The organism is Streptomyces sp. R28 (assembly GCF_041052385.1).
Lineage (GTDB): Bacteria > Actinomycetota > Actinomycetes > Streptomycetales > Streptomycetaceae > Streptomyces.
In genome coordinates, this window is record NZ_CP163439.1 from 1,242,290 (window position 1) to 1,255,687 (window position 13,398).

The window sequence follows — 13,398 nt, forward strand, 5'->3', positions numbered from 1 at the left end:
GATGTCACATCCCCGGGGTAGAGGTGGCGGGACTTGGCTCTCTCAAGACGGCACCCCACGGCTGTCAGCACCAAGTGTGGCGGCACGGATGAGTCCCGGCGTGGCTCACCTGGCGACCTCCTGGAATCCCACCCAAACACCACACGCGGTGAACAAGATCTTTCTTCCCTCTGGTAGGAGGCTTGGCCGTAGCCGGATGGGCACTTCCGGGTGCAGTTGGTTCCAGGTCCACCGCCCTCTTGCTGGCCCTACGGCTCGGCAAGTGGCAGGGCTCGTAGACCGCGTAGCTCACGCCTGCCGATCCTCCGCGCCCCCGTGCAGGCCTCCATGCTCTGGCCCGCGCGGCAAGCGTATTCGGCCGGGTCCACACCGGAGTACAGCCAGAACGAGATCCCGACGGGACAGGACCTACCGAAGTGCCCATGCCGTTGGCCAGAGCCTGCCGCGACGAGGCCGCGGCAGGCTTCGACCACCTGTGCGGGGGGGGAGGGTGCGGCGTCGGCGGGTCGAGCTCTACCGCCTGGTGGCCTCCGACCGGCGCTGCTGCCGCGTCGCCTTCGGCTTGGATCGTGATGGTTGGCGCAGCTTCGCGTCGACCGGATGACCGACGTGTGCGCACGGACCTGGCACCTCCGCCCGCGCGCGGCGCCCGACCCGGCAACGTACGCGCAGGAGACCGGCCGGTGCGTCGAACTCACTGCCACCGTCCTGGGCGATCTGCTGCCCATCCTCGGCCTCCCCGAGACCACCCCGAACTTCCGGCCATGGGCGTGTCAAATACATCCAGTCAACTGGTCACCACAATTACTGGAAGCTGACCCGGCCCGAATTGGGCGGTCATGCACTGTTTGCTGATGGAGGAACCTATGAATCTGAGAGTTCGCTGAGCATTCGGCGCCCACATTCGTATCTGAGGACGCGCTTCACCCGTGCCGGAAGCCCTGCCGGCTCCGGAGATGTCCTTGAGAGGCCCGATGAGACGCAACACGCGAAAGAGATCGAAGACTGCCCGCCGGGCGGTAGGCGCGGCGGCCGCACTGGCCATCGGGGCCGGTGGACTGGTGGCGGTCAACATCTACGCCTCGGCCGACGAGACCGGCGCGTCGAAGGGCTCTGCCCAGAACCAGGTGCTCGCGGCCGGCACCTCCACCATCGACTGCCCCGACGTCGGCCAGCAGTTGACATCAGTGCCCGCCCAGGCGAAGGCCCAGGTCGACAAGGAACTGGCACTCCTCGACAAGCAGATATCCGAGGCATACCAGCGCCTTTCCACCTCCCAGAAGGCGATTGCGCAGGACCCCAACTTCGCCCAGAACGCGATCGTGGGTCCGCTGAAGGACAAGCGGAAGGCGACGATCGACCGGATCGCCACCGCCATCGGCCGCGTGGCAGCCAAGCCGCAGGGCCTTGACGCACTGGCGGCCTGCACGCTGCGTGCCACCGGCAACCAGCCCACCCCCGGTCAGGGTGGCAACAACAACCAAGGTGGCAACAACACCAATGCCGGAGCAACCGGCACCGGCCCCGTCGCCGCCGACTTCGTGGACATCACCAAGGTGAAGTCCAATGTGCGCACGCCGGCCAAGTCGGCGAAGGCTTCAAGGGGTGTCTTCGTCAGCAAGTGCGGGGTGAACGCCAACAAGCTGTACAACAGCGACAACGTCATCGTCGCGCCCGGCGTCACCAACGGCGCACACCACGTGCACGATTACGTCGGCAACCAGGACAACGACGCCTTCTCCAGCGACCAGGACTTCGTCAAGGCCGGGACCAGCTGCCAGAACAAGGGCGACAAGTCGTCCTACTACTGGCCGGTGCTGCGCCTGCAGAACGGCACCAAGGAGTTCGACGCCGACAAGCAGGGCGGCGGCGCCGAGGGCAACACGGGCCGGATTCTGACGGCCAAGCAGGCCACCTTGAACTTTGTGGGCAGCCCCCGCGGCAAGGTGGTGGCGATGCCCAAGTTCCTGCGCATCATCACCGGTGACGCCAAGGCGTTCGTCAACGGCACGGCCAACGCCAACGCCTCCTGGAGCTGCACCGGCTTCGAGAACAAGGTGCAGTTGAAGGACAAGTACCCCCTCTGCCCGTCAGGCAGCGACGTGGTGCGCACCTTCAAGTTCCAGAGCTGCTGGGACGGCACGAACATCGACAGCGCCAACCACCGTACACACGTGGCCTTCGCCGACGCGGCCGGCAACTGCCCGACCGGCTTCAAGGCCATTCCGCAGTTGGTTCAGCGTCTGGTGTACGACGTGGACGCGCCCAGTATCAAGGACAACGGCAAGACCCGTCCGTTCTTCTCGCTGGACAGCTTCCCCGAACAGCAGCACAAGCCGGTCACCGACCACGGTGACTTCATCAATGTCTTCGACGCGAAGCTGATGAACAAGGCGGTCCAGTGCATCAACACCGGACGTAAGTGCAGCTGAGTCCGAGTACCGAGCGGTGGGCGTCGCGCTGCCGACGCCCACCGCCATGAACGGAATCTCTGCTCTGGCGCGGTGGTGTTCTGCCTGGCGAGAAGCACCCGCCGAGTCGGACGATGTTCAACGCGGCGGGCGAGCTCGACTGGACCCGCGCGTACGTGGACGCTCCCACGTGCGCGCAAAAAAGGGGAGCCGCGACCGGCCCGTCGCCGGTCGACCGGCGGAAGACGGGCAGCAAGCACCACCTGATGGTGAGTCACGGGGCTGGTGAAGCCTGAAGCACCACCGGGTTCGGAGCCCTTTGATCAGACGGGTTCACCAGCCCCGTGTCGTGGCGACGGCACGTACGCGATCAAGTCGAGGAAAAGTATTTGAGCGAGGCGGCGCCCCGCCGCTACTTTCGTGGTGGACCGTGAAGTCGTCGTATGGAGGTGAGCCCCGTGAACACAGTTACCCATGGGTGCTCCCTCAACCCGTCACGGTCCGGCGGCTGACGTTCGGTGTCGCCCGGAGCGCCTGAGATCGAGGCACTCCTGGAGGAGACTCCGATGAACACGAAGCCTTTCACATCTGGCCTGAGTGAGAACGCGGTGATGATCACGCGCGTCGCGGACAGGCAATGGCATGCACTGGATGACGACCTGGTGGTCGGCCGCGGGCATGCGCAGCTCCGGCCCGACGGACGCTTGTTCGTCAGCATCGACGCCTGGCACGACGCCACCTTCGACCGGCTCGCCGAGGCGATGCTGGCGGAACTGCCGGCGCCGCTGCACACGGTGGTCGACGAAGCCGACGTCGAGCTGACGGCCGGCTGGCGGCGAGCCGGTTTCACGATCCGGCGCCGCGAGTGGGAGTACGTCGTGCCGACCGACCCGCGGGTCACCGGGCTCGAAGCAGTCCTGCCGCCTTCGGGCGTGACGATCGTGCCCGCCGGTCAGGCGGACGAGAGTCTGCTGCGGGCGGTGGACCGCGCGATCCGTGACGAAGTCGAGGCGACCGTCGGGTGGCAGTCGATGCCCGCGGAGGTAATTCCCCGCCCCGAAGGCGACACCATCGTCGACCCGTCGAAGTACGCGGTGGCCGCGGCGCCGGACCGCTACCTGGGTCTGATCCGGGTGGTGACGGTGAACCGGCCGCGCATCGGGCTGGTCGCGGTCCGGGCCGGCGAGCAGCGCCGCGGCATCGCGCGGGCGCTGCTGGCCCACGCATTGGGGACGCTGCGCCGCTCCGGGTTCGCCGCGGCCTGGACCGAAGTCCACGAGTCCAACCAAGCAGCCTCGGCGCTGTTCGAGGGCATCGGCGCCCAGCCGATGAGCAGCAACCTGGAGCTGGTGCGATGACGAAGAACAAGAACGTCATCGAAGTCGAGGGCAAGGTCGTCGAGTGCCTACGCAGCGCCATGTTCACCGTGGAGCTCGAGAACGGCCACCAGGTGCTCGCGCACATCAGCGGGAAGATCCGCAAGAACTACATCAAGATCGTGCTGGAAGACCGGGTGCTGGTGGAGCTCCCGCCGTACGACCTGACGCGCGGCCGGATCGTGTTCCGGTACCGGAACTAGCGGCGGTCGGCACCTTCCGCGGTAGCTGATCCTGGGGCCCCGGTCACGGCGTTTCCGTGACCGGGGCCCCGATGATGGCTCGCACGGCCGCGGCGGCCACCGCTCCAGCCGCGGCCAGCAGGTCTGGCCCGAGCCGAACCCCAGCTCCGGGGGCAGCAGTTGCCAGGCGATGTCGTGCAGCACGTACAGGATGCCCTGCAGGCACAGCCGGTCCGGCACCGGCCGCGGGCCAGGAGCCTTCCCGGGCCAGAGCGGCAGCAGCGGCGCGATCAGCGCCCGCAGGTGCATCCTCGCGTTGTCCACCGCGATCTGGCCGATGCCGCCGCCCGGAAGCGTCCAGGGCCACCGGAGTCGCCCGGCCCGGCTCGCGCCCGTGCGCCCGTCCCTGGCCCCGCCCGTCGCGACCGGCTGCCGGATTGCCCCGGTGTGCTAAACAGGGAGCAACCAAAGGGGCATTTTGCAGCAGCTCACGCTCGGAATCATGTCGCAGACCCGCAAGGAAAACGAGCATCGCCTGCCCGTTCACCCCGCTCATTTCGACCGTATCGACGCCGGTCTCCGCAAGCGCATCTACCTCCAGGAAAACTACGGAGAGTATTTCGGCGTCCCAGACAGCCAGCTCGCCCCGCTCGTCGCGGGCTTCCGCACCCGCGAGGAACTCATCGCCGACTGCGATGTCATCCTGCTGGCCAAACCGGTCCACCAAGACCTGGCGGAACTGCGCGAAGGTCAGGTTCTGTGGGGCTGGCCGCACTGTGTCCAGGACGAGAAGGTCACCCAGACCGCCATCGACCGGCGGCTGACTCTGATCGCCTTCGAAGCGATGAACCACTGGACCCGCAGCGGCGCCTTCAACCTGCACGTCTTCCACAAGAACAACGAGCTGGCCGGGTACTCCTCGGTCCTGCACGCCATGCAGCTGACCGGCGTGACAGGCGACTACGGGCGGCGGCAGCGCGCGGTCGTCATCGGCTTCGGCGCGACCGCCCGCGGCGCAGTGACCGCGCTCAGCGCCCTGGGCGTGCACGACGTCGACGTGCTCACCGCGCGTGGCGTCACCGCCGTCAGCTCCCCCATCCACTCCGCGCGGATCGTCCACTTCGACCACGACAAGGCCGACGACACCCTCGCCCCGCGACGCAGTGTCGCCCTCACCGAGGACGGTCCGCTGCCGCTGGCCGAGTTCCTCGCCGGGCACGACATCATCGTCAACTGCGTGCTGCAGGACACCGACGCGCCGCTGCTGTTCCTGATAGACGAGGACCTGCCCAAGCTGGCTCCCGGCACCCTGGTCATCGACGTCTCCTGCGACGAGGGCATGGGCTTCGACTGGGCCCGGCCCACCACCTTCACCGACCCGATGTTCACCGTCGGCGACCACGTCAGGTACTACGGGGTGGACCACAGCCCCTCCTACCTGTGGGACTCCGCGACCTGGGAGAACAGCGAGGCCCTCCTGCCGTATCTGGACGTCGTGCTCCAGGGCCCCGACGGCTGGGACGCCGACGACACGATCCGGCACGCCATCGAGATCCGCCGGGGCGTAGTCCAGAACCTCAAGGTGCTCGCCTTCCAGCACCGCACCCCGGAATACCCGCATGCCCACGAGGAGACCCGGGCGGCGTCGCGGCCGTAGCGACGGGGTATCCGGTGTTCAGTCGTCCTCCAACCGCCGTCCCGGGTCGCCGCGCGGCGGGCGCCAGCGAGGTGAGTGCCGCAGCGGCGTTGAACGTCTGGAGCGTGATCATGTTGGCCGGCAGGTCATGGTCGGCGAACGGACCCTGGCCGGCCCACGGCCGGGCCGCAGAATCGCCCTCCGCTTCGTACTGCCGGGCGGTCAGTCGCAGCAGTCGCAGCCGGGTCGGCAATCACAGGCATCCGTCTCAGTGCCGGCGGACGGGACCAGGGCGGAGGCGGGGGCCGCGCAGCAGCCCTTGCCTCGCCAGGTGTCGCGGCCTTCCTTGACGGCAATAGCGGCGATGACGAGGGGGGTGACGGGGTCGCGCCCGTCAGTCCCCGGCCTGCTCAACGGGGGCCACTCCGCCCGACGCCGATCAACCGAGTCGGGCCTGGCCAGCGCCCTCTAGGCTGGCCGGGAGATCGGCGCGGCCCGGCGAAGCAGGAAAGCGGAGCACCATGGCGGACAGAGAAGCGGACCTGGCGGACTCGCAGCGGCGGCACTGGCAGAACACCTACGCCGCCCACCCCGGCATGTACGGCGAGCAGCCCTCCGATCCGGCCGTCCACGCAGCCTCCGTCTTCCGTACGGCTGGGGCCAGGGACGTGCTGGAGCTCGGCGCCGGGCACGGCCGCGACGCCCTGCACTTCGCCCGCGAAGGCTTCACCGTCCAGGCCACCGACTTCTCCGCCACCGGCTTGCAACAGCTCCAGGACAGCGCCCGCGCCCAGGACCTCGGCGAGCGGGTGACCACCGCCGTGCACGACGTACGTGACCCGTTGCCACTGCAGGATTCCTGCGTGGACGCGGCCTTCGCCCACATGCTGCTGTGCATGGCCCTGTCCACCAAGGAGATCCACGCGGCGCTCGGCGAGATCCGGCGCGTCCTGCGCCACGGCGGGACCTTCATCTACACCGTGCGGCACACCGGCGACGCCCACTACGGCGCCGGCACCGAGCACGGAGACGACATCTACGAGCACGGCGGCTTCGCCGTCCACTTCTTCGACCGTGACCTGGTCGACGCCCTGGCCAACGGCTGGACCCTGAACGAAATCCACGCTTTCGAGGAGGGGGACCTGCCCCGCCGGCTGTGGCGCGTCACCCAGACCCTGCCCTGATGCCGCGGCCCCCGTACCACCGGCGGGCATCACGGTCGACGCCACCGGCCCGCCTTACCCCGAACGGCTGTTCCGGCGTCCCCAAGGACGGCATGTCCTTGCTGCTCGCCGGCAAGGACGCGTTGAGGAGCATGGCGGAAGACGGGCCGTCGTCGCCCGTCGGCTCCGGGTCGGTGTCCCTCGGCAGCGGGTCGTTCGAGCCCATTTGTCGGCCCCGTCGCACTTGACGGCCGGGCCGCACAGCGACACCACGTTCGACATCATCGGCAGCGTGGGAGTCGCGATCCTCGTGATCGTGCGCGCGACGGTGGCGATGGACCGTCTGCCGCGACTGCGGCTCGACCTCCACGTCCCACCCCGGCACGGACGGCTCACAGATCCAGTTGTCACTGGGCGACCCGCGGCCTTCACCAGCTGCTCGACCGACACCGTGCGGAGAGCTGAACTCCGTTCTCGGCGAGCCGGTCAGCCACGCGGACTTCATGTGGTTCGGCGCGTTCTGCGTCGAAGCCTGCGAGGGCACAGGCCCTTTCCAGTACGGCACTATGCAGCGTCTGGCCAAGCGCCGGATGTCCCCGGCCGACTGGACGCGTTGTTGCGGAGTTCCGTAGGCGTCGGGTGCCAGGTGGAAGCCGGGTTGACCGACGGCTGGTTCAACACGGCCTGCCCGGTCCTGCTCGACGACGACCGATCCGCCGTCGTCACATCGCGCCGCCGGCCGACGTCGAGGTGTTCCGCCAATGAGTTGGCGGCCAAGACGCGTCATCACCCCGCCCGGGCCACTGCCGCCCGGTACCGGCGGCTACCGCGTACACGGACTGGCGGCGCGCGCCAGCGGTCCTGAAGTCGCTCGCGCCGACGACCTGGAGTCGCATCTGCACTCGGCCTACCTGGCCGAACACATCCTATGTATTGGGAACCCATCCTGAGGGTTGAGCGTATTCGCCGTCCGCAACCGCTCGGTTGATCTGGCAATTTCTGTCGACCCCCCTAGACAATCCACTGACTGGTGCCCGTTAATACATCCGATGTTACTCGCCGAACACACGCTGATCGTCCGCAAACTCGGACCCGACTGGCTGCTCTGGCCGGCCAACCGCCTCTGGGCGGCCTTCCTATGGCGCCTGGTCAGGCGCAACCACCATGCCGACTTCGAGATCCTGCGCTGGATGCGCCCGGTGGCCAAGGACCTGTGGTCGGTCGCGGACGGGCCCACTCTCCGCGCTTATCGGCGTTTCTACCGGCGCAATCTTCCCCCGGCCACGGAGGGATCCACGGAGGAACTCACCTCCGGAATCACCTGACGACTGGGCAGCCCACGAGCATCAGCAAGGACTCACCGCCTGGCGCCCGCCCCGCTACTGCTCTCGCGAGCGCATCCGGGCAAGCTGGAGCTTCACCCGGAGGACGTGGAGTTCAACGAGGGCCAGGAGCCTTTGGACATGCTCGCGAGCACCCCTCGGACCGTCCGGTCCAGACCGGATCGCACCATCACTTCGCTCTCGAGCCCGTCCTGGTCTCGCCGTACGGACCGACGCCAATCGGCCGGGCGGTGTCACCATCGCCTGATGGCCTGTCCCAGAGCCTTGTCCAAGGGCCCTGTCCCAGAGTTCGGCTGCGGCCGGGTGGGCACCACGCCCGCCCGGCCTTGTCGCCCCCGTTGAAGACCACCATGACCGGCGTGGACCTGATGGCGCGCCCTTTCGCGGCCTCGGGGCAGATGTCGAGGTTGGTCGCGGCGCAGGTGAGGTCCGTGCGATGCCGTGTCAGAGGGTGGTGGGGGCGGGCGGAATCCAGCGGTGCTTTCGGCACACCGTTCGGGAGACGCCGTAGTCCTTCTTGAGTTGCTCGGGGATGGCGTAGTGCATGACGCGGCCACGGGTGAGGGAGGACAGCTCGAAGACGGTGGCGAGGTGGCCGACGCGGTCCAGGGCCCACGCACCGAGTGGAGAGCGGTCCTCGACGGTCTCCAGGACGCCGAGGAGGTGCGGGACGGCCTTGACGAGGGTGTCCCAGGAGGTGCGGGGGACCTGGAGCCAGTCGCCACAGGTGTCGCCGATGAGGTAGCGGCTGAGAGCGGAGACGATCGGGTCGAAGAACGTGCCGGGCACGACCTCCTCGTACAGGTCGATCAGCTGCCGCATCAGGTGCGCGCCCTCCTCGGAGGGCCCCATGTGCCGGATCATGTACAGGTCCAGGAACTGGCGGGCCTGCTGGAGGTCCTGGGGGACTGCGTCCTGGTCGACGCCCAGCATCGCCCCGACGACCCGCCAGGCGTAGAAGTACGCCTGGGCGCCTTCCGTACTCATGTGGATGCCGAGGCGGTGCAGGGAGTCCAGGACGAGCAGCGAGAAGAACATCTGCCCGCCGATCATGTCCTCCTGGCAGATCGGCACCCCCAGCGCCTCGGTGTCCCATTGGTTCTCGCGCCCCAGATGGTGGCGGATGGAGGCGTGCAGGAGGCGGACCTTCTGCGCGGCGGGGATGAAGCGGCTACCCGCTTCGAAGGCGCCGGGCTGCATGAGATAGACGGTGAACTGCCCGGTCTCCGCCATGCGTTTGGAGGGGTACTTCAGCGAGTGCGTGGCCGACAGGAGTCTGGCCACGTGCGGGACGACGTAGCAGGCGGGCATCGAGGCGAAGGACAGCGCGGTGGAGATGTGCACGTTGTTGTCGATGAAGAACAGCCTCGCCTTCTCCATCTCCCCCCAGTCGACCCACGACGGCGGCGCGCTCGTGGCCTCCAGGTACTCCCGCGCCACCTCCGGCAACCCGTTAGGCAGTGGCGCACCGGCGGTGGAGACATACCTCATCAGGGCGTTGAACTTCCCCACCTCCCCGCGCTCGAACAGCGTGGCCACGGTGGCGTCGGCGAGTTCGTCCCCCACCTGTCGTAGCGTGTCCATCGACGCCTCGGTGTAGGTCATGACAGGGCTCCTCGTCCTTTCGCGACAAGCGGGAAGTGATCACCGGCGGGGCGCAGGGCTGCGTGCTCGCCGAGGCGTCAGTGACGGCGGGCCACCGCGGAGTGTGCAAGGGCTGTCAGGGCCGCGGCAGCAGGTGCGGGCAGGTCGAGGGCGTCGAGTGCACCGAGAGCTTCCCTGACCCGTACTGTGATCATTTCTTCGATCCGGTCGGGCGCCTTCAGCCGGCGCATCACCTCACGCACCGCCTCCAGTCCGTCCGTGTCCAGGTCGCGCCGCCCCAGGAGGGCGCGCAGGTGTTTCCGGTCGGTGTCACTGGCCACCCGCCAGGTCTCGGCCAGCAGGGCGGTGGGCCGGTGTGCGACCAGATCGTCCAGGTTGGCCTTCCCTGTGCGGTCCGGGTCACCGAAGAGGCCCAGCAGGTCATCCCGTAGCTGGAATGCCTCGCCCAGCGCCAGCCCGTAGCAGGTGTAGCCCTCGCGCAGCCGTTCGCCGGCGCCAGCCAGGGCACCGCCGATCAGCAGGGGCTGCTCGACGGTGTACTTGGCGGTCTTGTACCGGATCACCTGCAAGGACGCCGAGGTGTCCGGGGTGGCCCCGGTGCGCAGGATCTCCAGGCACTCACCCGCGATCAGTTCCCTGGCCAGCGCCGCCCACAGCGGGCGGGCCCGCGCCAGGTAGCCGGCCGGCAGACCACTGGCGGCGAACAGCTGCCCGGCCATCGCCATCAGCAGATCCCCGACCAGCATCGCCAGGGACCGGGCGGCGGTCGCAGCCCGCGGACGGCGACGCACAGCGCTACGCAGGGCGACGTGCGCGGTAGGACGGCCGTGCCGCAGCGGACTGTCATCGATGAGATCGTCATGCACCACCGCCGCGGCGTGCACCAGCTCCATGGAGGCCGCAGCGCGCACCATGGCGTCACTGTCCGGTTGCCCGACCGCCCGCCAGCCCCAGTAGCAGAACGCCGCCCGCAGCCGCTTGCCCCCGGCTACCGCCACCTCGACCTGATCAGCCACCGGCCCCAGATCCGCATCCACCGCGACGAGCTGCTCGGCCTCCTGCGCCACGAAGCCGCGCACCACCTCGTCGATACGCTCTTTGAACGCGGCCGGCTCGTACGGGTCAGGCACCGCCACGGGCCTGCCGCGCCACCACGTGCCGGGCGAGAACCTCAAGATGGGCCGGCGGCACGGCCGCGTACCGGTCCAGCACCAAGCGTCCGCGCGCCGTCAACTCCTGCTCTGCATCCGCCGCCAGCTGCGCCGCGTCCGAGCGGCGCAGCAGCCCCCGCACCGTCCCCACGGCCGACCCCACCGTGCTCACCGCCAGATCGGCAAACCCTGCCGCCAGTAACACAGCCTGCTCGTGCGGGCCCCCGCGGCGACCGCCTTCTCCCGTCATGCCATCTCCCCCACAGGACCTCCGGACGGCTCAGGTCGCCCTCCATCCTTCACAGGCTCGCGCCGCACCGGGCCGGAGAAACGGGGAACTCACCAACGAGTGATCACACCGCACGCATGTGCGCGTATCTGTGACAGGGGCCATTTCTCCGGAGGGCGGACGTCTGGTCCACTCCTTTCTCATAACCGCGAAGTGCAAGTGAGCGCGGACTGCTGCCTGCTGCGGGCGGACGAGCCGTGGGTGGCGGAAGAAGAAACCGAAGCCCTCCTACGCCCTGAACCGAGCACTCCACATGCCTCATTGCGACCCGGCAAGTGGCGCACCGCTTCCACTTGCTCCTGGACGGCCGGGGCCAACTCCACGGCCGAAGCCCGCTTCCCATCACGGCCACGCGGTGACCTTCGGCAGTGACGGCCGTTGATCAGATCATGAAGAAGATCAGCATCCTCACTACTGCAGTTCTCGCCGTTGGCGCGGCCCTCATTGGCGCTGTACCAGCACACGCGGGAATCGCCGACGGCGTCGTAAACAATGCCCACGTCCTCGCCGACATCTCGTTGCTGAACACGAGGATTAACAGCGACTCACAGCTGAGCGAGAACAACAACGCCAACACCCGCGCCGACGGGCAGGGGAACAACGCCACCGGCCAGCACGAGTAAGGCACCCGGCACAACTGCCCGCTGTCTGGTCTACCTGGCTGGGCACGTACTCGGTGCCCGCACCCACGTCCCACACGTCCTCACCGCGATGGCCTGCAACGTTGCCCACGTCGCCGAGACCGGCACCGCACCCAGAACACGACGACGGGCCACGCGCTTCCGCCCCCTGCGCTCAGCCGCCGCATGACCTACCCAACATCACCAGCAGAGTCAAGAGAAGGGGCGGTGGCAGCGGGGAGCCGTTCGGCTCGTCCTCTGGGGTGTGCACCCCTGCGCCCCCTCCGTCCCCTGTACCCCCTGTGTCCCCGCGATTAAATGATCGTGTCGACGGTAGGAAGGACGGTGCTCAGTGACCTGGCGCCGCGCCAACACCAGCGCGCCAGCGAGTCGGCACGCAGCACCGTGCCTGGCGAGAAGGGAGATCGAGAAGGCGGCCGAGCTCTGCGACGTCCTCCGTCCAGGCGCCGCCGAGCAGGACATCACAGTCACCGTCCAGGAACAGCTGCCCCTCGTCGCCGACGGTGTGGTGGTCACCGATGTGCAAGTACGCGTCAGCGTGGACGACACCACGCTGACGGCCGCTCTCCACTCGGAACGCCTGCGGCAGGAGTACCAGCGGCAGGAGGAACGCATCCTCCGCGACCACGAGCTGGACGAGCTGGCACGGCGGCAGGTCCGAGCCCGCGAAGCATTCCTCCGGGAGGAGATCCTCGCCAACCCGGCCGCCGCCCGCTTCTACGGACTGCTGGAGGGCACATCGAAGCACTGGTCCCGGCTCGGGGGCCCGCCGACGGGCACCAACCTCAACAACCTGGTGCGCGAGATCCAGCAGTGGCAGCCAGGACAGCAGTGGGTGACAGTCGCACAGTTGCTCCACGACTTCGTGGCCGACCTGACGGAGGAACGGCGCAAAGAGCTGCTCACCCTCCTCGCTGATGCTGTCCGCGCGTTCGGTGACGAGCACACCGCCCACCGCCTCACCCTCCTATCGGGCGAGGCGCGATGAGGAGCGCTTTACTGCGCTGGGTGCTTGACCCTGTCACCAGCACGTTGGCTCTGCGGCTGCATTTACGAGGGCGTGGTCGTCTGTCCTATGACGCCGCCTGGCGCCTTGCCCGGGTCATGCGGCATCCGGACGAGATGGGCTACCGCCTCCGTGGACACCGCAACGATGACCGCTAGTCCGATTCGGTCAGCGCATGGTTAGACGTGCTCGCAACAGGTCGTCGAGAACTCACACGGGGGAAGTCGGGCACATCACCGCCCGAGCGCGAAGTGCCGACTCCCACTGCTCGGCCAACCCCACCCTCAGCTGCATCCGCATGCCGGGGACGTAGGCATAGCGTGCCGGAACCGAGCCGTCGACGTGGCCCATGCGTTCGTCCATGAGCACCTTCTCGGTGCCCATGCTCCTCCATCGCGATCGGTGCGTATAGCGAAGGCCATGAGGTGCGAGGCCCTTGGCGCTCGGGAGCCAGCAGGCATCGGCCCGCGCGCTGGCATCCCGTTCCCGTGCGTCGGGTACCAGCCGGAGACTGCTGAGGTGAAGAGTCCGGTCGCGAAACCGATTCGGCGCCGGTGGGCGGCGTGCTCCAGCACGGCCCGACCTCGCCGACAGC

General features: G+C 68.3%; 11 protein-coding genes and 5 pseudogenes. 10 read left to right on the top strand and 6 right to left on the bottom strand.

Annotated elements, in window-relative coordinates; genetic code table 11:
- The first annotated feature begins 974 nt into the window (after positions 1–974).
- From AB5J49_RS05315 to infA, 4 genes and pseudogenes are all read left to right on the top strand, one after another.
- Positions 975–2,432: a DUF1996 domain-containing protein gene (locus AB5J49_RS05315; protein ID WP_369167296.1), complete on the top strand. Its 1,458-nt coding sequence runs from the start codon at positions 975–977 to the stop codon at positions 2,430–2,432.
- Between the two features lie 122 nt (positions 2,433–2,554).
- A pseudogene (locus AB5J49_RS05320) lies at positions 2,555–2,680 on the top strand (IS5/IS1182 family transposase); the annotation flags it as partial.
- Between the two features lie 297 nt (positions 2,681–2,977).
- Positions 2,978–3,769 (top strand): GNAT family N-acetyltransferase, encoded by a 792-nt coding sequence (locus AB5J49_RS05325; RefSeq protein WP_369167297.1) that lies wholly within the window; start codon positions 2,978–2,980, stop codon positions 3,767–3,769.
- On the top strand, positions 3,766–3,990 hold the full coding sequence (gene infA / locus AB5J49_RS05330) for a translation initiation factor IF-1 (protein WP_093909198.1): 225 nt from the start codon (positions 3,766–3,768) through the stop codon (positions 3,988–3,990). Before AB5J49_RS05325 ends, infA begins: the two co-directional genes overlap by 4 nt.
- A gap of 105 nt (positions 3,991–4,095) precedes the next feature.
- Here infA and AB5J49_RS05335 read toward each other — a convergent pair.
- Positions 4,096–4,278 (bottom strand): annotated as a pseudogene (locus AB5J49_RS05335) (transposase); the annotation flags it as partial.
- Between the two features lie 169 nt (positions 4,279–4,447).
- On the opposite strand from AB5J49_RS05335, the gene AB5J49_RS05340 reads away from it, so the two are divergent.
- Positions 4,448–5,626 carry a N(5)-(carboxyethyl)ornithine synthase gene (locus AB5J49_RS05340; protein WP_369167298.1) on the top strand — a complete coding sequence of 393 codons (1,179 nt, stop codon included), beginning with the start codon at positions 4,448–4,450 and terminating at the stop codon, positions 5,624–5,626.
- Between the two features lie 201 nt (positions 5,627–5,827).
- On the opposite strand, the pseudogene AB5J49_RS05345 reads toward AB5J49_RS05340, so the two are convergent.
- Positions 5,828–5,992 (bottom strand): annotated as a pseudogene (locus tag AB5J49_RS05345) (cation transporter); the annotation flags it as partial.
- Positions 5,993–6,126: 134 nt separating this feature from the next.
- Here AB5J49_RS05345 and AB5J49_RS05350 point away from each other — a divergent pair.
- The 3 genes and pseudogenes from AB5J49_RS05350 (at position 6,127) to AB5J49_RS05360 (ending at position 8,093) form a co-directional block, all read left to right on the top strand.
- A complete protein-coding gene (locus AB5J49_RS05350; RefSeq protein ID WP_369167299.1) occupies positions 6,127–6,789 on the top strand; it encodes a class I SAM-dependent methyltransferase in 663 nt (220 codons plus the stop codon).
- Between the two features lie 89 nt (positions 6,790–6,878).
- Positions 6,879–7,126: pseudogene (locus AB5J49_RS05355) on the top strand (hypothetical protein); the annotation flags it as partial.
- A gap of 691 nt (positions 7,127–7,817) precedes the next feature.
- On the top strand, positions 7,818–8,093 hold the full coding sequence (locus tag AB5J49_RS05360; protein ID WP_369167300.1) for a hypothetical protein: 276 nt from the start codon (positions 7,818–7,820) through the stop codon (positions 8,091–8,093).
- A gap of 462 nt (positions 8,094–8,555) precedes the next feature.
- On the opposite strand, the gene AB5J49_RS05365 is transcribed toward AB5J49_RS05360, so the two are convergent.
- From AB5J49_RS05365 to AB5J49_RS05375, 3 genes are all read right to left on the bottom strand, one after another.
- Positions 8,556–9,716: an oxygenase MpaB family protein gene (locus AB5J49_RS05365; RefSeq protein ID WP_369167301.1), complete on the bottom strand. Its 1,161-nt coding sequence runs from the start codon at positions 9,714–9,716 to the stop codon at positions 8,556–8,558.
- A 77-nt stretch (positions 9,717–9,793) separates the two neighbouring features.
- Positions 9,794–10,846 (bottom strand): polyprenyl synthetase family protein, encoded by a 1,053-nt coding sequence (locus AB5J49_RS05370; RefSeq protein WP_369167302.1) that lies wholly within the window; start codon positions 10,844–10,846, stop codon positions 9,794–9,796.
- Positions 10,839–11,117, bottom strand: coding sequence for a polyprenyl synthetase (locus AB5J49_RS05375; RefSeq protein WP_369167303.1), 279 nt, complete (start codon positions 11,115–11,117; stop codon positions 10,839–10,841). The genes AB5J49_RS05370 and AB5J49_RS05375 overlap by 8 nt, the downstream gene beginning before the upstream one ends.
- A gap of 428 nt (positions 11,118–11,545) precedes the next feature.
- Here AB5J49_RS05375 and AB5J49_RS05380 point away from each other — a divergent pair, with 428 nt between their 5' ends.
- Complete coding sequence (locus AB5J49_RS05380; RefSeq protein WP_369167304.1) at positions 11,546–11,779, top strand: hypothetical protein; 234 nt, start codon at positions 11,546–11,548, stop codon at positions 11,777–11,779.
- Positions 11,780–12,128: 349 nt separating this feature from the next.
- Positions 12,129–12,785: a hypothetical protein gene (locus tag AB5J49_RS05385; RefSeq protein ID WP_369167305.1), complete on the top strand. Its 657-nt coding sequence runs from the start codon at positions 12,129–12,131 to the stop codon at positions 12,783–12,785.
- Between the two features lie 228 nt (positions 12,786–13,013).
- Here the strand turns inward: AB5J49_RS05385 and AB5J49_RS05390 are convergent.
- Positions 13,014–13,390, bottom strand: a pseudogene (locus AB5J49_RS05390) (LacI family transcriptional regulator); the annotation flags it as partial.
- Positions 13,391–13,398: the final 8 nt, after the last annotated feature.